The sequence below is a fragment of the Sphaerisporangium aureirubrum genome (assembly GCF_042658925.1).
Classification (GTDB): Bacteria; Actinomycetota; Actinomycetes; order Streptosporangiales; family Streptosporangiaceae; genus Sphaerisporangium; species Sphaerisporangium aureirubrum.
In genome coordinates this window covers 66,086-84,667 of the sequence record NZ_JBHSRF010000023.1, presented here as the reverse complement: position 1 = coordinate 84,667, position 18,582 = coordinate 66,086, and the positions used below count along the sequence as shown (strand labels likewise).

Annotated in this window: 16 protein-coding genes; 13 read left to right on the top strand and 3 right to left on the bottom strand. The window is 68.0% G+C overall.

From position 1 onward, the window contains the following. Window positions 1-73: 73 nt before the first annotated feature. Window positions 74-1,093: a BtrH N-terminal domain-containing protein gene (locus ACFP1K_RS17740; RefSeq protein ID WP_380754227.1), complete on the top strand. Its 1,020-nt coding sequence runs from the start codon at window positions 74-76 to the stop codon at window positions 1,091-1,093. Here the strand turns inward: ACFP1K_RS17740 and ACFP1K_RS17735 are convergent. Next, window positions 1,076-1,657 carry a TetR/AcrR family transcriptional regulator gene (locus ACFP1K_RS17735; RefSeq protein WP_380754224.1) on the bottom strand — a complete coding sequence of 194 codons (582 nt, stop codon included), beginning with the start codon at window positions 1,655-1,657 and terminating at the stop codon, window positions 1,076-1,078. The two genes, ACFP1K_RS17740 and ACFP1K_RS17735, sit on opposite strands and share 18 nt — an antisense overlap. Window positions 1,658-1,760: 103 nt before the next feature. On the opposite strand from ACFP1K_RS17735, the gene ACFP1K_RS17730 reads away from it, so the two are divergent. Further along, window positions 1,761-2,702: an NADP-dependent oxidoreductase gene (locus ACFP1K_RS17730; protein ID WP_380754221.1), complete on the top strand. Its 942-nt coding sequence runs from the start codon at window positions 1,761-1,763 to the stop codon at window positions 2,700-2,702. Between the two features lie 53 nt (window positions 2,703-2,755). Here the strand turns inward: ACFP1K_RS17730 and ACFP1K_RS17725 are convergent, their stop codons facing one another. After that, the gene (locus ACFP1K_RS17725; protein WP_380754219.1) at window positions 2,756-3,181 is read right to left on the bottom strand and encodes an HIT family protein; all 426 of its coding nucleotides are present in this window, start codon (window positions 3,179-3,181) and stop codon (window positions 2,756-2,758) included. A gap of 142 nt (window positions 3,182-3,323) precedes the next feature. Next, on the bottom strand, window positions 3,324-4,142 hold the full coding sequence (locus ACFP1K_RS17720) for a class I SAM-dependent methyltransferase (RefSeq protein ID WP_380754216.1): 819 nt from the start codon (window positions 4,140-4,142) through the stop codon (window positions 3,324-3,326). 67 nt (window positions 4,143-4,209) lie between these two features. On the opposite strand from ACFP1K_RS17720, the gene ACFP1K_RS17715 reads away from it, so the two are divergent. The 11 genes from ACFP1K_RS17715 to ACFP1K_RS17665 all read left to right on the top strand — a co-directional run bounded on the left by ACFP1K_RS17715 (window position 4,210) and on the right by ACFP1K_RS17665 (window position 18,562). Then, window positions 4,210-4,839 carry a TetR/AcrR family transcriptional regulator gene (locus tag ACFP1K_RS17715; RefSeq protein ID WP_380754325.1) on the top strand — a complete coding sequence of 210 codons (630 nt, stop codon included), beginning with the start codon at window positions 4,210-4,212 and terminating at the stop codon, window positions 4,837-4,839. Window positions 4,840-5,146: 307 nt separating this feature from the next. Next, window positions 5,147-7,267, top strand: coding sequence for a DUF4158 domain-containing protein (locus tag ACFP1K_RS17710; protein WP_380754214.1), 2,121 nt, complete (start codon window positions 5,147-5,149; stop codon window positions 7,265-7,267). Between the two features lie 46 nt (window positions 7,268-7,313). Further along, on the top strand, window positions 7,314-8,108 hold the full coding sequence (locus tag ACFP1K_RS17705) for a Tn3 family transposase (RefSeq protein ID WP_380754323.1): 795 nt from the start codon (window positions 7,314-7,316) through the stop codon (window positions 8,106-8,108). Window positions 8,109-8,247: 139 nt separating this feature from the next. Continuing rightward, window positions 8,248-9,408 carry a tyrosine-type recombinase/integrase gene (locus ACFP1K_RS17700; RefSeq protein WP_380754212.1) on the top strand — a complete coding sequence of 387 codons (1,161 nt, stop codon included), beginning with the start codon at window positions 8,248-8,250 and terminating at the stop codon, window positions 9,406-9,408. After that, complete coding sequence (locus ACFP1K_RS17695; RefSeq protein WP_380754209.1) at window positions 9,405-9,743, top strand: helix-turn-helix domain-containing protein; 339 nt, start codon at window positions 9,405-9,407, stop codon at window positions 9,741-9,743. The genes ACFP1K_RS17700 and ACFP1K_RS17695 overlap by 4 nt, the downstream gene beginning before the upstream one ends. Before the next feature lie 51 nt (window positions 9,744-9,794). Next, window positions 9,795-11,591, top strand: a complete 1,797-nt coding sequence (locus ACFP1K_RS17690) for a hypothetical protein (protein WP_380754207.1) — start codon at window positions 9,795-9,797, stop codon at window positions 11,589-11,591. A 7-nt stretch (window positions 11,592-11,598) separates the two neighbouring features. Continuing rightward, window positions 11,599-12,057: a hypothetical protein gene (locus ACFP1K_RS17685; RefSeq protein ID WP_380754204.1), complete on the top strand. Its 459-nt coding sequence runs from the start codon at window positions 11,599-11,601 to the stop codon at window positions 12,055-12,057. A gap of 328 nt (window positions 12,058-12,385) precedes the next feature. Then, window positions 12,386-13,243, top strand: a complete 858-nt coding sequence (locus tag ACFP1K_RS17680) for a hypothetical protein (protein ID WP_380754202.1) — start codon at window positions 12,386-12,388, stop codon at window positions 13,241-13,243. Beyond that, window positions 13,212-14,606, top strand: coding sequence for a hypothetical protein (locus tag ACFP1K_RS17675; protein ID WP_380754201.1), 1,395 nt, complete (start codon window positions 13,212-13,214; stop codon window positions 14,604-14,606). The genes ACFP1K_RS17680 and ACFP1K_RS17675 overlap by 32 nt, the downstream gene beginning before the upstream one ends. A 365-nt stretch (window positions 14,607-14,971) precedes the next feature. Then, entirely contained in the window at window positions 14,972-15,907 is a 936-nt protein-coding gene (locus tag ACFP1K_RS17670; protein ID WP_380754198.1) for a Tn3 family transposase, read from the top strand. Window positions 15,908-16,297: 390 nt separating this feature from the next. Then, window positions 16,298-18,562: a PASTA domain-containing protein gene (locus ACFP1K_RS17665; protein ID WP_380754196.1), complete on the top strand. Its 2,265-nt coding sequence runs from the start codon at window positions 16,298-16,300 to the stop codon at window positions 18,560-18,562. Window positions 18,563-18,582: the final 20 nt, after the last annotated feature.

Here is an 18,582-nt window from a genome sequence, read left to right as displayed (position 1 = left end):
ACCGGTGATCAAGCCCGCGGCCCGTTTTCAACCGTATTCCGGTGGCTCCCGCAGTACGCATGGAGGGCATGACATGACGAAGGTGCGAGACATCGATGCCCGCGGTACGCAGCACTGCGAGACGTCGGCGCTGGGGGTGCTGCTGCGGCACCAAGGGCTCGATCTGTCGGAGCCCATGCTCTTCGGGCTCGGCTCCGGTTTGTCCTTCATCTACTGGGACGGCAAGAACATGGGCTTTCCCTTCCTCGGGGGACGGGTCAGGCCTTTCGACCTCACCAGGAACCTCGCCGCCAGGCTCGGGCTGGATCTCGTGGTCCAGGAGACCACCTCCCCGCGCAGGGCATGGGAGAACGTGGCGGCCCTCATCGACGCCGGCCACCCCGTCGGGCTACAGCTCGACAGCTATCACCTGGACTACTTCGGGTCGAAGGTGCACTTCGGCGGTCATGTCGCCGCCATGTACGGCTACGACGACCATGACGCCTACCTGGTGGACACCGACCAGCAGGGCGGAGCGGTGTCCACCAGCCTGACCAGCCTCGCCCAGGCCAGAGCCGCGCGCGGCCCGATGACCGCCAGGCACCGATCCTTCACCCTCACCGTCCCGGGGAACCCGCCCTCCCCGGACGGCCGGATCGTTCCCGCGATCACGGCCTGCGCCGGCGCCTTCCTCGATCCGCCCATCGCCAACCTGGGCCACCGCGGCATCCAGAAGGCCGGCAAGCTGGTACCCGCCTGGCTTCAGCGGACCGATGACCCGCGGCGGGACCTGCCCCAGGCCGCCATGTTGATGGAGAAGGCCGGCACCGGCGGCGCCCTGTTCCGCAACCTCTACCGCGACTTCCTCGCCGAATGCGTCCAAGTGCTCGACAGCGATCACCTGCGCACCGGGCACAGGCTGTACTCCGAGGCGGCCATCTTGTGGACGGAAGCCGCGGCTCTGATCACGAAGGCCGGTGAATCAGGCGACGCGCAGTGCCTCGAACAGGCGGGCACCGTCCTGTGCGAACTTTCCCGCGTAGAGCGCGAGGCCATGGAGGCGCTTAGCCGCCTGGGCGGTGAGCCCCGACGGAGTTCATCCGCTCGCGGGTGAGCGCTCGCGGGCGGACAGGCCGGCGAGCAGCAGGTTCGCCAGCCGCCTGACCGCGGCGTCCGCCCTCCCGGGGGGCAGGGCCCGAAAGGAGGCGATGGCCAGCAGGCCGACCCGCACGTCCTCCACCGACATGTCAGGACGGACGGCGCCCGCGCTCCGGGCACGCTCGACGAGCAGTTCGAGGCCTCTTTCCTGGGCGCGGCGCTCTTCGGTGAACTTCAGTGCCGCCGCGTGAGAACCGAGCAGCACCTCGTTCAGTCCCCGGTCGCGGAGCTGGCGTTCGGAGAAGCCGCGGACGGTGGCGCACAGCGCCCGCCAGGGGTCGGGGTCGTCCAGAGCGGCTCGCATCTCGGCGACGCAGTGGGCCACCTGCTCGGCGAGCACGGCGCCGATGAGATCGGGGCGCGACGGGAAGTGCCGGTAGACCGTGGCGACGCCAAGGCCGGCGCGGCGGGCGATCTCGCGCATGGGCAGGTCCAGCCCGTCCGCGGCGAACGCGGCGCGCGCGACCGCCACGATGTGCCGCCGGTTGTGTTCGGCGTCCGTGCGGGGTTTCCGAGTCAATGTCCTGCGCGCACCTCTCACTTCGGCCCGATCCGAAACAGCCGATCCGTTTCCCGGCCTACCGTATGGCACGGTCTTGCAGGTAGATGCCAGGAAGGTGCACGTGTTCGCAGTTCAGTTCCACCGGTTCGGTCCTCCCGAAGTGCTCACCATGGGTCCGTTCCCCGAGCCGCACGCGGGGCCGGGCGAGGTCCGGATCAGAGTCGAGGCCGCCGGGGTCTCACCGGTCGACGTCGCGCTGCGCGCCGGCCTCTCACCGTCCAGCCGCCAGGTCGCGCTTCCCCACGTCCCGGGGGTGGACGCGGCCGGGGTGATCGACGAGGTCGGCGCGGGTGTCTCCGGGTTCGCGGTGGGGGACGAGGTGTTCGGCGCGGTCGACGTGTCACGGCTGGGCGGTGCCACCGCCGAGTTCGCCGTCCTGAGGTTCTGGGCCGGGAAGCCGTCCTCGATGTCGTGGACGGAAGCCGGTGCCGCCGGTACGAGCGTCGAGACGGCCACCCGGGCGCTCGACCGGCTCGACGTGCGCGCGGGGACGACGCTCCTGATCGACGGCGCCGCGGGCGGCGTCGGAAGCGTCGCCGTCCAGCTGGCCGCCGCCCGCGGCGCCCGCGTGATCGGCACGGTGCGCCCGGAGAACCAGAGCTTCGTGGCCGGGCTCGGCGCGACCCCCGTCCCCTACGGGCCGGGGCTGGCGGGCCGGGTCCGCGCCCTGGACGCCGGGCGGGTCGATCTCGCCCTGGACGTCGCCGGTGCCGGTTCACTCGCCGAGCTCGTCGCGATCACCGGCTCGGCGGCGTCCGTCCTCACCATCGCGGACTTCACCGGCCGGGACCTCGGGGTCGGCATCTCGCTCGGCGAATTCGGCGGCGAACCCAGCGGGCACCACGGGCTCCCGCTCGCGGCAGCCCTCTCGGCGGAAGGCCGCTTCCGGGTTCCCGTGCGGGACGTGTTCCCCATGTCCCAGGCGGCCCAGGCGCACGAGGCCGCCACGCGGGGCCCCCGGCGAGGGAAGATCGTCATCACCGCTCACGGCACCCACCGCTGAGCGGCCGCGGGCTCGTCAGGTGGGTCCGGTGCGCAGGATCAGGCCGCCAAGGCTCACGGGGCGGCCCGGAGCGCCTGCCGGATCAGCGCCGCGTCCTGGTCGAGGACCTCGCGCGGGCGCCTCTTCCGGTCGGCGGTGACCACGACGCCGTCCCCCGGATAACGCGGCACCAGGTGCAGGTGGAGGTGGAAGACGTCCTGCCCGGCGGCCTCGCCGTCGGCCAGCGACAACCGCACCCCGTCACAGCGGAGTCCCGACGCCCGCAACGCGCCCGACACGAGCCGTGCGGCCCGCCAGATCGCCGTTCCGGTCGCGTCGTCGGCGTCGGCGAGCCCGGCCATGTGCACGCGCGGGATCACGAGTACGTGCCCGGCCGTGGCCGGGTTGCGGTCCAGGATGGCCACCACGCGGTCGTCGTCGTGGACGACGCTGGCCTCGGCTCGCCCGGCGATGATCTCGCAGAAGATGCAGGCTCCCATGCGGACCATGATCTCGGTTCGTCCGCCGCACTGGAACGGACGGCGTGATCCCGTGACTCCCCCGCCTCGCTCACGTCGCGGGGATGGGCCTGGAAGGAGCGCGGCACGACGCCGCTGACGACGGCCCGTCGAGGGGCCGTCGTCAGATGGTTCGTGTCGCGGTGACCGCCACCGTGGCGTAGTTCATCGTGAAGCCGCCGCCGTGTGCGTCGAGGGCGGCGGCCATGCCCGCCAGCACCTCCTCCTGCGCGGCCGGCGGGAGCTGGGTGTGGCCGCCGGTGGTGGGCACCTGGTCCAGCCACTCGTCCCGGGTGTAGGGCTGCTCCCAGTCGAAACGCCACTGCCGCGGCTCGGCGAAGCCGCCCGCCTCGCCGATCCCGCCGGCGGCCTTGGTGAACATCACCTGGTACCCGTCCAAGGGCTTTCTCATCATCGCCTGCGCGTTGAACGGGGAGTCGGGCAGCACCCGCCGGTAGACCGCGGCGAAGGCGTCCGCCACGTCGGGGGGAAACTGGAAGACGTTCCAGAACGCGGCCAGCAGGCCGCCGGGCCGCAGCACCCGGGCGGCCTTGGCCGCGCCCGCGACCGGGTCCACCCAGTGCCAGGCCTGACCCGCGACGACCGCGTCGAACTCCCGGCCTACCGGGTCCCAGGCCTCGAACGTCGCCACCTCGACCTCCAGCCCTAGCCGCCGGGCCACGTCGGCCATCCGCGCGTCGGGGTCGACGCCGAGCACCCGGCAGCCGGCCGCCTGGAACTGCCGGGCCGCGATGCCGGTGCCGGTGCCGACGTCGAGGAAGGCGGGCCCGGGGCTTTCGGCGACGATCCGTTCCACCATCGCGCTCGGATAGCGGGGCCTGGCGCGGTCGTAGCGGTCGGGGTCCGAACCGAACGACTCCGCCACCTGCCGGGCCCGGTGTGGCTCGGTGGGGCGGGGTGGTTCCGGAGATATAGTGGGCATGTGCCCACTATAAATGGGCATGTGCCCACTCGTCGACCGGGTCGGGCGGGCGAAGGGAGAAGGCACGGTGCCGACCGGCGTGGCCATCCGCGACGCGCGCGAGCAGTTGTTCGACGCCGCCGAGCGGGTCCTGCTCCGGGACGGGCCGAGCGCGCTGACCAGCAGGGCGGTCACCACGGAGGCGGGCTGCGCTAAGGGCCTGCTGCACCGGTACTTCGCCGACTTCGACACCTTCCTCGCCGAGCTGGTGCTGGACCGCGTCGCCTGGATGGACGGCCGGTCCGCCGCCCTGCGCGCCTCCGCCGGGACCGGCACCGTCGCCGGGAACCTCGCCGGCGCGCTGACGGACCTGTTCGAGTCGGTCGCCGTGGCGATCGTCGGCCTCGTCATCTCCCGGGACGCCCTGCGTGCCCGGCTGCGCCAGGTCTGGCCGACCGGCGTCCCGCTCCTGACGGAGGCCGCGGCCATGATCGCCTCCTATCTCGCCGCCGAGCGGGACCTGGGCCGCGTCGCGGCGGACGCCGACATCGGCACGCTCGCTCCGACGCTGATCGGGACCGCGCACATGCTGTTCGCCGACCGCAAGAGCGCGCCGCCGGAGGCCGGAGACGTCCACAGGTTCGTGAGCACCGTCATCGCGGCCGTCGTGCGGGAACCGCCGTCAGCGAATCCCGGGCCGCCGGCCGCGGCTCAGTAGCGGACGTCGCTCTGCAGCAGCGGCGGGTACACGGTGGACGTCTCGCCGTCGACGGTGGTGCCCGCGAACTGCAGCATCGCGCGGAGCGGGCCGTTCAGCGACGCCGGGTAGTTCGGGGTGTTGGTAAGACTCGTGCAACCAGGTACACGCGATCGAATCCGCCCAGCTCAGTAACTGTGCTCAGATGGCGGTGAGGGATCTTTCCCCGACTGTCGGGTATCCGTGGTGGTATGCGGCCAGTATTGATCCGGATTCGTGGGGTTTGCGGCGGCTTGGCTGCCCACTTCGTGAGAGAGCCGGATGCCGCGTGGTGCGTGTGCTGGACGAGGACGAGCTCGTGGGGAACTGGACGCTGGTCGGGGACGAGCTCGCCCAGCTGTCAGGTCGGCGAGGTGCGACGAAGCTGGGGTTCGCGCTGCTGCTGCGCTTCTACGCGGTGCATGGCCGGTTCCCGATGGGCCGTGCGGAGATCCCCGATCAGGCGGTCGCCTACGTGGCGCGGTTGGTGGACGTTCCCTCCTCCGAGCTGAGGCTGTATGAGTGGGACGGCCGGACGATCAAGGCGCACCGCGGGGACATCCGGAGGTACTTCGGGTTCCGGGAGTGCTCGCTCGCGGATGCCGACAAGGCCGCGGACTGGCTGGCCGTCAAGGTGTGCGGCAAGGAGCGGCAGGCGGACCGTGTTCGCGCGGAACTGCTGGCGCACCTGCGGGAGGAGCGGATCGAGCTGCCGGCTCGCGACCGGATCCGGCGGATCATCGGGACGGCGCTGCGGCAGTCCGAGCAGTCGCAGACCGCCCACATCTCCAGCCGGCTTCCGGCCGAGGCGATCCCGCGGCTGCTGGCCCTGATCGCCAAGAGCGCCGACCCGGGCGGGGAAGCCGGATCGGAGGTCGAGGATGACGGGGCGCTGTTCGGCGTCGCGGAGGCGGCCGGGGTGGATGTGTTCGCGGTGATCCGGGAAGAGCCGGGCAATGTGAGCGTGAAGACGATCGAGCGGGAGGTGTTCAAGCTGACCGCGATCCGCGCGGTCGGCCTCCCCGATGACGTGTTCGCCGACATCGCGCCGAAGGTGCTGGCGGCCTGGCGGGCCCGGGTCGCTGCCGAGGCCCCGTCCCACCTGCGGTCCCACCCGCACGACATCAAGGTGACCCTGCTCGCCGCCTACCTGCACTGCCGGGCCCGCGAGATCACCGACACCCTCGTCGACCTGCTCATCTCCACCGTGCACCGGATCAACGCCCGCGCCGACACCAAGGTCACCAGCGATTTCGTGGCGGAGCTGAAGCGGGTGTCGGGCAAGGAGAACATCCTGTTCAAGATGACCGAGGCCGCACTGGAGTCGCCCGAGTCGCGGGTGGAGGACGTGATCTACCCTGCGGTGCCGGGCGGCCACACGACGCTGATCTCGCTGCTGCATGAGTTCAAGGCGAAGGGCACCTCCTACCGGCAGCACAAGCAGCGGGTGTTCAAGGCCTCCTACACCAGCCACTACCGGACGGGGCTGATCCAGATCCTGGAGGTGCTGGAGTTCGGGTCGACGAACACCGTGCACGCCCCGATGATGCAGGCCCTCACCTTGATCAAGCGGTACAAGGCCGAGCAGTCCAACCGGATCAAGTGCTACGCGCTCGGCGAGAACGCGCCCGTGGAGGGGATCGTCCCGGCCGAGCTGGTGGAGCTGATGTACCGGGCCGACAGCACGAAACGACAGCGGATCTTGCGCAGCGTGTACGAGTGCGGGGTGTTCCAGACGCTGCGGGAGAAGCTGCGGTGCAAGGAGATCTGGGTGGTCGGCGCCGACCGGTGGCGCAACCCCGACGACGACCTGCCCAAGGACTTCGAGACGCACCGGGCCGAGAACTACGCCAACCTCCGCAAGCCCCTGGACCCGCAAGTGTTCATCGACCAACTCCGCTCCGAGATGCACGCCGAGCTATCCGCGCTGAACGACGCCCTGGGCGGCAAAGGCCTGGCCTGGCTGAAGATCGCCGAACGCCGGAACGCGGGCGCGATCCAGCTGAACCCGCTGGACGCCGCACCCGAACCACGCAACCTGCGCCGGCTTGTTCCAGGTCGCCGATGCCGCGCTGGCCGCGCCGGATGGCAGGGTGCGGGAGGTGGTGTTCCCTGCGGTGCGCGGTGGGGAACAGACGTTGCGCGAGTTGGTGGGCGAGTTCAAGACCAAGGGGCCGGTGTACCGGCGCACGGTGCAGACGCAGTTGAGGGCGTCCTACACCGGGCATTACCGGCGCGGGTTGATCGAGCTGCTGGAGGTGCTGGAGTTCCGCTCCAGCAACAGCGCTCACCAGCCGGTCATCAAGGCGCTGGAGTTGGTCGCCCGGTATGCCAAGGCGGGCAACACCACCTACTATCCGCTGGCCGAGCACGCGCCCGAGCACAAGGGCACCGACCGGGACTGGGCTGAGCTGGTCTATCGCACCGACACGCGGGGCCGGCGCCGGGTGGTGCGCATGGTGTACGAGGTCGCGACCTTTCAGGCGCTGCGTGAGCAGTTGCGGTGCAAGGAGATCTGGGTCGTCGGCGCCGGCCGGTGGCGCAACCCCGATGAGGACCTGCCTGCCGACTTCGCCGCCCGGCGCCTTGAGCACTACGCCGAGTTGCGCAAGCCGCTGGATCCGGCCGAGTTCTGCACGGCGCTGCGCCAGGAGATGACCGCCGCCCTGGCGGAGCTGAACGGCACGATCACCGCCCTGGACTGGGTTCACATCGCCGCACGCAAGTCAGGAGCGATCAGGCTCACCCCGATCGAGGCGGCGCCTGAGCCGCGTAACCTGCGCCGGATCAAAAACGAGGTGGCCCGCCAGTGGAAGGTGGTGCCGCTGATCGACATCCTCAAGGAGGCGGTGCTACGCACCGGCTGCCTGGCCCAGGTGAGCGCCGCGGCCGGCAGCGGGCACCTGAGTGCCGAGGTGCTGGCAGAGCGGCTGATGCTGGTGATCTACGCCTATGGCACCAACTGCGGCATCGCTCAGGTGGTCTCCGGCGGCCACCCCCACACCGAGGAGGAGTTGCGGTATGTGCGCCGCCGTTACCTGGTCCCGGAGGTGGCGCGTACCATCGCGGTCGCGATCGCCAACGCGACCTTCGCCGCCCGCGAGACCGGTCTGTGGGGCCAGAGCACGACCGCGGTGGCCTCCGATTCCACCCACTTCCGGGCGTGGGATCAAAACCTGTTCACCGAGTGGCATTCGCGTTATGGAACTGGAGTACGCACGGGTTCCTCGGGTCTGGTCCTGGCGGCGTAATCGCATCTCAGCAGGTCACTGCTCACCTCGGCTTCCGATCACAATCCTACAGGATTCTGCCGCTGTTGCCAGGATTCCAGGAGTGACTCGTGTAATCTCACGGTCCGTGGTTGATTCCAGGAGTCGTCTACTGTCCGTCGTGCCGCCTCGTCGCGGCGACGTCGAGGACGAACTGGCCCCGGATCTCGGGCTCGAGCCGGGGCTGGCGGATGCGGTCACGCTGCAGCGACGCAAGGCTGCTGAGCTCAGCGACGGCGATGAGGAGAGCTTCTTCCTGGACACCCTGGCCGAGTACCAGTGGGCCCGGGACGCCGCCGGGCTGGCCGCGACCACACTGGATCGGCTGACCAAGCCTGTGCTGGAGATCTGCGAGCACTACGGGCTGGCGCCGTGGCGGTTGACCCCACGGCAGGTCGACAAGTACTTCGCCGTCGTCGGCAAGCGCGGCCGCAGCACGGTCCGGCAGAAGATGAATCTGATCGACAGTTACTTCGCCTTCCTCGAGCAGCGGTACGCGGGCGAGATCGCGCGCCGCTACGGGGTCGCCGTCGAGTCGCCGATCGATCCGTTCAACCGGCCCCGTCATCGCGGGGACTTCGGGCTGCGGGTGCCACCGTCGCAGCGAGCGACGCGAGAGTTCTTCGCTCGCTGGCGGGACTCGTTGGACCAAGCCCGCAAGCCCTTGATCGCCCGCCGTGACTACGTGATGGGCAAGCTCACCTACATCTCCGGCGTCCGGGCCGCTGAGCTGTGCGGAGTACAGATCGGCGACCTGCACTGGGAGTCCGGCCAGTGGGGCCGCTTCCTGGTCAGCGGCAAGGGCGCTCGCGGATCGGGCCCGCGGCCACGCGAGGCCTACATGTTCGAAGAAGGCCGGGCGCTGCTGTGGTGGTGGATCGAGGACGTCCGCGGCTGCTTCGCCGACGATCCCGACGATCCGAACGCGCCGCTGTTTCCGTCCGAGCGGATCCCCACGGCGGTATCGGCATTGAACGTGCCAACGCCGGGCATCGCGGTGACGCCGTCAACGTTCCGCCGCGCCTTGAAGATCGCCGGGCAGCGGTTTCTGACCGGGCCGGTGCAGCATCTGCATCCCCACCTGCTCCGTCATGCTGCGGCGACCCACAACTACGAACGCGGAATGTCGCTATGGGAAGTGCAGAAGATGCTCGGTCATGATCGGCCGACAACCACAGTTTCGTACCTGGCCACCGCCCACGCCGATCCGGAAAAGGCCAGCCTGGCCGCCGCCGGGCGAGCAGTGCAGCGACTTGAGATGGACAAGGGGAACCTACGGTGAAGTGGAATCTGCGCTGGGCTGCGGCCAAGCGCGACATCTGGCGGCCCAGCGACCTGCTACCGGTGTTCGAGGCAGTTGGGTTCACTCCGTCGCTGAGCAAGGTCGCGGCGCTGTGGAGCGGCAAGCCGATCTCCGTCCGGCTCGACGACCTGGACAAGATCTGCGCCGCCCTGGACTGCACCGTCGCCGACCTACTGGAGGCAGAGCCCGTCGCCGTCGCCGATGGCAATCGCGACCAGGCCAAACGAGCGGTCGGCGACGGCGGAGCACCCAGCGGGCCCGTGCGGCCCACTCCGCGCCGGAGCGGGCAGCGGCGCTCGCTGCCACCGAACTGACGATGCCGCCTCACTGGCCGTTCGGGCAGTGCCGGGTCTGCCTTGGGTGGGGTGAGAAATCGCAGTACGCCGACTGCCGAGCTTGCTCCTCCTGGCGACACCTGCATCCGGACCGGACAGCGTGCCGACGATGCGGGCACGACAGCCACATCAACACCGACGGGCTCTGCCGGTTTGTGTCTGCTGACCATCCGCCTCGACGATCCGGAATGGATTCTCACCCAGGTCGGCGGGCGGCCGTCACAGCTGATGCTCATCCTGCCCGGAGATCGGCTGCCCCGGTCGCAGCCGCTGGACAAGCCTCACCGAGGCAAGGCACCCGATCACAGCCGGCCACGCTCGTGGCTGGACCAGCTGCGTATCGCTTCCGCCGAACCCGTCGACGACCCACGGGTCTGCCCTCCGACCATCCGCGGTCAGCTCCTGCTGTTTCGCCCGCGTCGTCAGCTCACCGATGCTCACGCCCGCCGCATCAAGCACCGGGACTTCGCCGACTTCGACCGCCTGGCCGAGATGGCGGCCGCGCTCACTGCCGAACGAGGCTTGAGCAAGGCATGGTGGCGGACCACCTGTCTCATGCTCCGCCTGGTCCTCGCCGTCCGCGAGGCCGACGGTGACGACCTGATCCCCGAGGAGACTCTCGACGACCTGCCCATCTTCCGCAACGCCGTCGCCGATGTCCTTCGCCACACCGACTTGACCGGAGCCGGGATGCTCCGTCCGCGGCGTCGTCCCCGGCCGATCGTGCTGCACAAGCCGCAGCGCAGCTGCCGGTACTGCGACTGCTGGGGCTTTCGAAGAACCTGCGAGGGTTGCAATAGCTGGAAGAACCAGAACCATCCGATCGGGAACTGCCTCCGCTGCCGCCGCGTGGATATCCCGCTGGCCGACGGGCTCTGCCGAGCCTGCTGCCTGCACATCGATGAGCACGGCCCGCAGGCACGAACGGAGTCTTGGACCCAGCTATGGCTGGGCGGCGACCTCGCCCCTCGCCTGGCGTTGCGGACCGGCACGCTCGGCTATGTCGCCCCCCAGCACAAGGCCCGTGTCAGGGTCGCCGCGCGACGTCCGCCCGCGCCACCGATCTCACCCCACCTGGTCGACTACGCTCAGACCACGCTGTTTGAGGCGCGCCGGGACTGGAGCTGCTTCGAAAAGGGCGCCCTGGACCAGCTGCCGTCCCTCACCCCGGCCGCTGCCACCCTGCTGGAGGACTTCCGGCGGCACGTCCAAGCCCGCGGGCTGGACGAGCAGGTCCGCCGGATCGCCGCCCGCAGCCTGCGGATCCTGCTGGCCTGGATCGGCACGGATGCCCCGATCCACGAGGCTGACATCTGGGCGCTGCCCGCCGACCGGCCGGGCACCAGCGCCCGACATGTCCTGGGGTTCCTGCAGCAACGCGGGCTGATCACTCCCGATCCCGCCCGTCAGGTCGACGTCCACCAGCAGGCCATCGAGCAACGCTTACAGGAGTTCCCCACTCCCATCGCCAACGAGCTCCGTCGTTGGGTGCAGGTTCTGCGCGGCGAAGGCCGGCGCGCGCATCCCGCGATGCCGTTTGAGACGATCCGCAAATACCTCGGCTACCTGAGCCCTGTGCTGGCCCTCTGGTCCGGACAGGTCACGAGCCTGCGCGAGATCACCGTTGAGGACGTCCGCAAGGTCCTCAAGCAACGGCCAGGGCAACCGCCTCGACCTGGCCAGCGCCCTTCGAAGCCTGTTCCAGGCGCTCAAACAGGAACGGCTCGTCTTCCGCGACACCACCCGCGGGATCACGATGCCAGCCGTCGTCCGGCTTCCCGTCCCGATCCCTACCGACCGGCTCCGCGGCCTGATCGACCGCGCTGACGGGCCGATGGCCAAGCTGGTCATCGCCTTGGTCGCCATCCATGGCCTCGGCAAGGCCGAGACGGCCCGGCTGCTGCTCGGCGACCTCGATCTGTCGGCGGGGACCTTGATCGCCCGGCGGGATCCCGCCCGCCATATCGTCTACCTCGACGAGCTCACCCATACCCTCGCCGTCACCTGGATGCGTGAACGTCACCATCGCTGGCCACACACCGCCAACCCGCATCTGCTGGTCAGCCAGCAGACCGCCGTCATGGACGCCCTCCCGCCGATCTCCAGCATGGTGATGACCGATATCTTCCGGCCGCTCGGGCTCAGCCCGTCCAAGCTGCGCCAGGACCGGATCCTTGACGAGGCCCGCCACACCGCCGACCCCGTCCACCTCATGCGCGTATTCGGCATCTCCGCCAAGACCGCGATGAAGTACGTCTACACCGCGCACCCGGAACGACGGGCCACTCGATAGCCGTCTAACGCGAGGCTGACGGGTTTGACAGGAAGCGATGAGATGCTTCACAGGGCAGATATGCCTCCGATCGCCGGTCCTCCTCGGCCCGGCCCCCATGAGAAGATCGAGCTCGTCAAGTAGCACATAGATCGCTACGACCACCTCGAGGCATCGACCGCCAGCAGGGCCTCGGTTGTCCTGAACGCAAGCGCCATCTTGTCGGCCGACAACGCGGTCGTCCTTCCCAGTTGTTCAGCAGCGCGGGTGGTGAAAGGCTGGCTTCCACTCTCGGGCGAATGCGGCGGGGTAATTGTAGGATGCCGCTGAGGTGGAAGGCGATCGATGTATGCCCCGATTATGGAAGCCCGGCGGACCGCTCCCGGCAGCGGGGCCGCAACTCGAGCTGACCCAACTCCTGCGTGCACTCCACCGAGATGCCGGCCTCCCCAGTAATCCGGACATCAGCAAGGCTGCGGAGCGGCTGTGCAGCCAGAACAGGCGTTTGGTCCCCGTGGGGCGGGAGCGGGTCCGCCAGGTCCTCAACGGCGAACGGGCGAGCTGGAAGATCACTGAAATCATTGCGCTCGCCCTCGCTGACCTTGCGAAGAAGAACGAGCCCGCGCTACTCAATCGCATTCGGGAAATGTGGCTGGCGGCGCATCTGGAAGACGCTGCTCCTTTCGACATGTGCGGCGAACCATCCGATCTGGGTGTCGTTCTCGATATCGGAACTGCCGAACCGCCGAATTACGTCATCCCCGAGGCCGAGATCCGTTTCTCCCTGACCAACGAGACCCCCGCCGTCATTAAAGTCATCTCGATCGTCCTGTCTGTCATCGGCAGGGACATCCATCTCGCGACGGTCGGCACGACCGTCGCGGCACCGCTCGACGAGACCCTGCTATCGGCCCGCCTCGACGACCGTCTACAACCGGTCGAGCTGCTCGCCCAGCATCATCTGATTCCGCAAGACACCAGCGACGGCTTCTTCCTCAAACTGGCCGCGCCCGATGGTTATGTCTACGACCTGGAACTCCGTGCCCGCTGGAAGCACCTGGGCGTCCCCCGTCTCCGTCAGGTGCACGAGCGATTCACTCTGCCTTACCCCGCCGCATCGGTCGAGGGGCTGCTGCGGGTGGCCCGGCACGCCGCACGACTGCGAGGAGACGACGATGCCCCTGGATCCTGCCATCATCCGCCATGAGAAGGTCGCCGGTCAGGCTATGCGGGGCCGTTGCCCGAGCTGCCGACAGGGGTGGTTGTCCTTCGACCAGATACGTTACGCCGACATCGAGGCATGCCCGGCGTTCGGCGCGGCCGTCCGGCGAACCTATGCGAGCATCGGGCATGGGTTCCTGATGGTGACGGCTGGCCGTCCAATCGAGGACCTAATCGCCTGCGACACCTGCGGAAAGGAGGGGGAGCTCTCCTCACCCGTTATCGTCGATCTGCCTAGCCGCGGTCTGCTGATCTTCGTCACCCATGCTCCTGATGACGGTGGCGTTGAGATAGGTTTCAAGATGGTTCTGGACAGCTGCGCCGGCCTGGTCTCCGAAGCCGTCCTCGCCTCCGCCCGACACCGCCCCTACACCTTCGTGCACGGCTGGGACGGGCTGGAGGCGCTGCTAGCCGTCCTCGACGGGCAGCAGCACCACCCGACTCCACCCCCATACCGGCATGCCACCAAAGACAGCGGACCCCGGTTCGCCAGTCTGAGCGGCTACCGCGTCGGGAAGGCATTCTTCTACTACCCGAGCTTTACCGCGATTGCGGAACTGGCAAAGACGCTGCTCATCTTCTCCAGTTCCGCGCGGGAACCGGCCGAGCTGGAAACGATGCTTGATCTGCTGCGCCGCTTCACCGAACTGACCCGTGTCGACCACCCCTGGGTGCTTCGCGAGGCCGGACGGCTGGCCATCGAGGCCGGTCGGCTCGATGAGGCTGAGCAGTGGCTGGAGCGCTCGGCCCGAAGTGAGCACCAGTGGCTCGCCGTCACCCTCAGCTTCCTCGATGCGACCCCAGGGAGGAGCGGCGACACCGCCGTCACGGCTTCCAGCGACTGGCACCATACGGGGCCCGTCACTCAGCATCGGCATGCCGTCACGCGCCAATTCCCGGCCAGGCCCGACTATGGGTTGTGGCACTTCCCCGAAATGGAGCTCCACGCCCCGACGATCGAGGCCGAGGACTACTTCCACGCCGCCGGCCACCTCGTTGGCGAACTGGATCGGATCCTGCACGAGAACGGCTGGCGCATCGCTCCCCACGACCTCGTCACCGTCGCCGATCTCAAGCAGGCCACCAAGCGCCGCGTAGAGGCCCACCAGGTATCCTCCGCCAACCGGGCGTTGTTTTGGCGCAGCTTCGCACGTGCTCGATGGCGGAACCACCCCGGCCGCGACTCGGCCCTGCAGGCCATCGATGAATTGATCGCCTCCTGGCGGGCGGTTCCGCATTCGGGCCGTGTCGCGGTGCTCCGGCTCGGCTTCGACCCCAGCGTCGAGATCTACTACCTGGAGCACAGCGCCCGGCAGATCCGCACCTGGACGGCCTGGAGTACCCACTGACGCCCATTCCCAGCCCGCAGACGCCCATCACCGCCCACCGCCCTCACGGCCGCCGGGACGGGAACAGGCTAGAGGCATGACGGATAACGACCAGCCCCCGCCCCCCAAACCCGCCCGCCGCACCAGCGTCCGATCCCCTTGGATCGGCCGGACGCTCGCCCCGGCATCAGCGTTCCTCTTAGACCTGTCCGCGGCCGCAGCCGACTACCTCGACCACCCTGAGGCAGCACTGGCGGCCCGCTGTGTCGCGGCGAGCCTCCGATACAGACGGACTCGACCCCCCGCTGACGGTCCAGAGCAGCCGCGGCCTAGCGAAACGCAGTGAGCCGCGGCACTCCCAGCGAACCCGACCTGCAGAGTCACTGATGAGCGTAAGCACGTGCAGGTTCCGCTCGATCACAAGCCAGGAATCGGCGAACCCGCACGCTTCAGGATACGGCGGCCTCGCCTACCGGCACATCTCCAACACCTACGTGGCCCTGTTCAGCCACTTCATCCCCTGCGGCGTTTGGGAAGCCGTCTACAGCATCGAGGGGCTGCTGAAGAAGGCCTCGGAGATCCAGCCCGACACCATCCACGCAGATACCCAAGGCCAATCGCTGCCGGTATTCGGCCTGGCCGCGCTCCTGGGCTTCGACCTGCTGCCCCGCATCCGCAACTGGCACGACCTGATCTTCTACAGGCCCGATCCGGTCACCCGCTACCAGCACATCGACTCGCTGTTCAGCGAGGATGCGATCGACTGGCGGCTGATCGAGACGCACTGGACCGACCTGCTGCGCACCGCGATCTCCATCCGGGAGAACCGGATCTCCTCAGTCACCCTGCTGCGGCGGCTGGGGAACCACTCCCACAAGAACCGCCTCTATCGGGCCTTCCGTGAGCTCGGCCGCGCGGTGCGTACCATCACGCTCCTGCGCTACCTGTCCGATCCGGATCTACGCGAGCAGATCACGGCGATCACCAACCGCAACGAGGCCTTCCACGGCTTCGCCGACTGGCTGATGTTCGGCGGCAAGCTGATCGGCCACAACGATCCCGACTACCACGAGAAGATCATCAAGTTCAACGAGCTGCTGGCCAACTGCGTCATCTACTCCACCGCCTGCGACATCACCGACGCCGCCAACGCCATCGCCGCCGAAGGCCGCCCAGTCGACACCGATGACCTGGCCACCATCTCGCCCTACATCACCCACATCATCCGCCGGTTCGGCAACTGGATCCTCAACCTCACCCCGCCGGCCACCGATCCCACCACACGGCTCGACCTCGAATCTCGAATCTTGTTCGCGCCCTGACCAGGAGGGCGTTCATTCCTACCGGGCGCCCGGGTCTGTCGAGTCCACAGCCTTGGTGAGGATCGGTGGCGCAAGGACAGCGGCCGCCCGATCCCGGCGACCCTGACCTGGACAAGATCGACTTCGCCACGCTGGCTGAGACGGACGTAGAGGGGCATGTGCGCGACTGGACGCCCGGGTCGAGGTCAGCGATAAGACGCGAGTTGTGTACCCCATGGCATGGCAATCAGCTGAGGTGATGGCCTTATAGGAAATCGCTTGTTTCCCGCACGGCACGGACGGAGTTGACTTTGCGACATACATGCACGGCGGCTGTGCGCTCGCGCTTCCTGCACGCAATCGGGAGCCGCATAGCAGGACTTCGATGTCGGCCTTGAAGGGGAGAGGCTCATGGCTACGACCGCTCTGCAGCTACCTGTCGATATTCCCTGGAAGCGCCTCTGCGTTAGCGAGGACATGCTCGACAAGCAGGTCTGCGACCGAGAATTCCCAATGCGCTGGCGCTCCTCCCTCGCTGTCTTCTCCTACGAGCCGCCCGAGGATGTTCAGGCTTACGAGGGCATGACGGTCTCCTACCTCAAGGTGGTCTGCTCCATCACCGGCTATCAGCCCGACCCGGAAGAGGTCGGGGTCAAGGACCGGAAGATCTACACCACGTGGAGCGATCCGACCGTCATCGAGAACTACACGGACGTCGTCAACCGGTACTACGGTTGCTATGGCGCCATCGTTCAGGTGACCATCGGGCCATCGCCTGGCGATCAGAGCGACGACTACGACTGGAGTTCCTCTCCGTACTTCGCGGACTTCGAGCCGAAGAAGCGCGAACTGTACGAGCTTGTCTCAGAGACCGGCGAGATGATGTCACGCTCGCTCGAGAACGTGAACGTTCGCAAGGGTACGACCACGACCGATTCGCACGAGGTGCTCGACATTTTTGGCGGTGTCAACATTGCAGGCGAGGTCGCAGGAACGGGCGGCGGCGTCGGGGTCAGTGGCCAGTGGGGCACCAAGGACATCAGCCAATCGGAGTACACGAACCTTCGGACGACCGACCAGGCGCGCGAAATGCGCGAGACGTTCTCGCACACCACCCAGCTCACTCAGATGTATCACCAGCTCGACGGTTATCATATCGGCACGAACCGGGCTGTGTTCTTCCTGCTGCCCCGGCCAAATGTCGTGCAGACCGAGACGGGATTCGTTAACGGACCCCGCGAACTTGAGGGCATCCAGGAATTCTTCCTGGTCGTGATGCGCCCCAAAACCACCAGCCCACCCTGCGTCGAAGCCTGGCTGGAGACCTCGCACATCGCAAGCGTCCCGATATTCCATTATCAGACGGATACCCGCCCCCTGACTCTGCATGTGGAGAAGAAGGCCGAGGACACTGGTGGCAGCCTCGGCAACGATTCGAGCACCACTCACGCTGAGAACGCCGAGACCTTCAACCCGCCCGACGGCTGGGAGATTGACGTCGAACGGAGCGGTGGATACAGGATCGACTCAATAAGTGGCGATCGGATCGAAGCGGCGCGCGTCGCAAGCGTCCAACCCGACCATGTCACGGCCTACGGCAAGGTCAGTGCCTGGTTCGAGGATGGCCCCTGGGGGAGCTTGGGGAACGTCAGCCACGACGGGCTCCTCGACATGGTCATCACCGTCTACATCCGTAAAAAGAAACCTGACGTGTCCGGCTACACCAAGACGCTCTATCTCACTGGTCGCGGGGTTTGCTGCTGCGACCAGCGGGACTATGGCATAAACTCGGACTCGGTCGTCTGGGAGAAGCCGTTGCGCGAGCTGCCGGCTGATGTCCCCGTCGGACAGGCGCAGAGTATGACCGTCAAGAACGCCAATCAGCTTCGTCACATCATCGGTGACTATCTGCGGCGCAGTCTGAACGATCCGGCCCGCTACCCGGCCGGAGCCGTCGGTTTCGCTGACACCGATATCGTTGGCGGGCTGCTCAGCCAGCTCGTCCGGCGGCCCGAGCATCCCGACAACCAACCTGTCACCGCTCTGCGGAATCTGCCGGATGCTGTGCGCGAGCTACTGCGCCGTGCGGCTGGGCGGGTCTCGCGTGGCCGCGTGCTCACCATGTCGCTCGATGAGATCTCCGATCGGTTCGACCTCGATCTTGACGGCACGCTTGCTCTGCGCCGAAGCGTAGTCGGTGTCGCAGGTCCCGACCCTGAGAGGGGTCATCGATACGATCCGCCGCCCAGCATCCCGGACCTGATTGGCCGACCGCTCGCCGACGCGCGCCGTACTCTGGCTGGCCAGGGCATGTCATCCGGCGCCGTCGAGATGATCGACAGCCCTCGTCCCGAGGGCACGGTGCTGGCACAATACCCCGCCCCGGGCCTATATCGCGGCGATACGCCGAGCATCGACCTCGTGGTGTCCAGCGGGCTCAGCGTGGTCCTGCCGGAGACTGTCGGCCGGTCGCAGGGCGAAGCGGTGGAGGACCTGCGACGTGCCGGGGTCACCGAAGATCCGGTGATCATTCTGCACAGGACTACCGACGAACCGGCAGGAACGGTTCTGTCGATGATCCCCGCCGCGGGCGCCGCCATCACCCCGGGAGGCGAGATCGTACTCGTCATTGGCGCCAGCGACGAAGAGTCGGTGACCGCGCCTAGCGACTCCTGACCGCTGGTCTGCACCGGAAG

What these genes read in the sequence shown, in the direction of transcription:
- ACFP1K_RS17685 (WP_380754204.1), top strand. Translation starts at nt 11,599, where the DNA reads ATGGCCAAGCTGGTCATCGCCTTGGTCGCCATCCATGGCCTCGGCAAG.
- ACFP1K_RS17670 (WP_380754198.1), top strand. Translation starts at nt 14,972, where the DNA reads ATGAGCGTAAGCACGTGCAGGTTCCGCTCGATCACAAGCCAGGAATCG.
- ACFP1K_RS17665 (WP_380754196.1), top strand. Translation starts at nt 16,298, where the DNA reads ATGGCTACGACCGCTCTGCAGCTACCTGTCGATATTCCCTGGAAGCGC.
- ACFP1K_RS17725 (WP_380754219.1), bottom strand. Translation starts at nt 3,181, where the DNA reads ATGGGAGCCTGCATCTTCTGCGAGATCATCGCCGGGCGAGCCGAGGCC.
- ACFP1K_RS17680 (WP_380754202.1), top strand. Translation starts at nt 12,386, where the DNA reads ATGCCCCGATTATGGAAGCCCGGCGGACCGCTCCCGGCAGCGGGGCCG.
- ACFP1K_RS17740 (WP_380754227.1), top strand. Translation starts at nt 74, where the DNA reads ATGACGAAGGTGCGAGACATCGATGCCCGCGGTACGCAGCACTGCGAG.
- ACFP1K_RS17675 (WP_380754201.1), top strand. Translation starts at nt 13,212, where the DNA reads ATGCCCCTGGATCCTGCCATCATCCGCCATGAGAAGGTCGCCGGTCAG.
- ACFP1K_RS17720 (WP_380754216.1), bottom strand. Translation starts at nt 4,142, where the DNA reads ATGCCCACTATATCTCCGGAACCACCCCGCCCCACCGAGCCACACCGG.
- ACFP1K_RS17705 (WP_380754323.1), top strand. Translation starts at nt 7,314, where the DNA reads ATGGTGTACGAGGTCGCGACCTTTCAGGCGCTGCGTGAGCAGTTGCGG.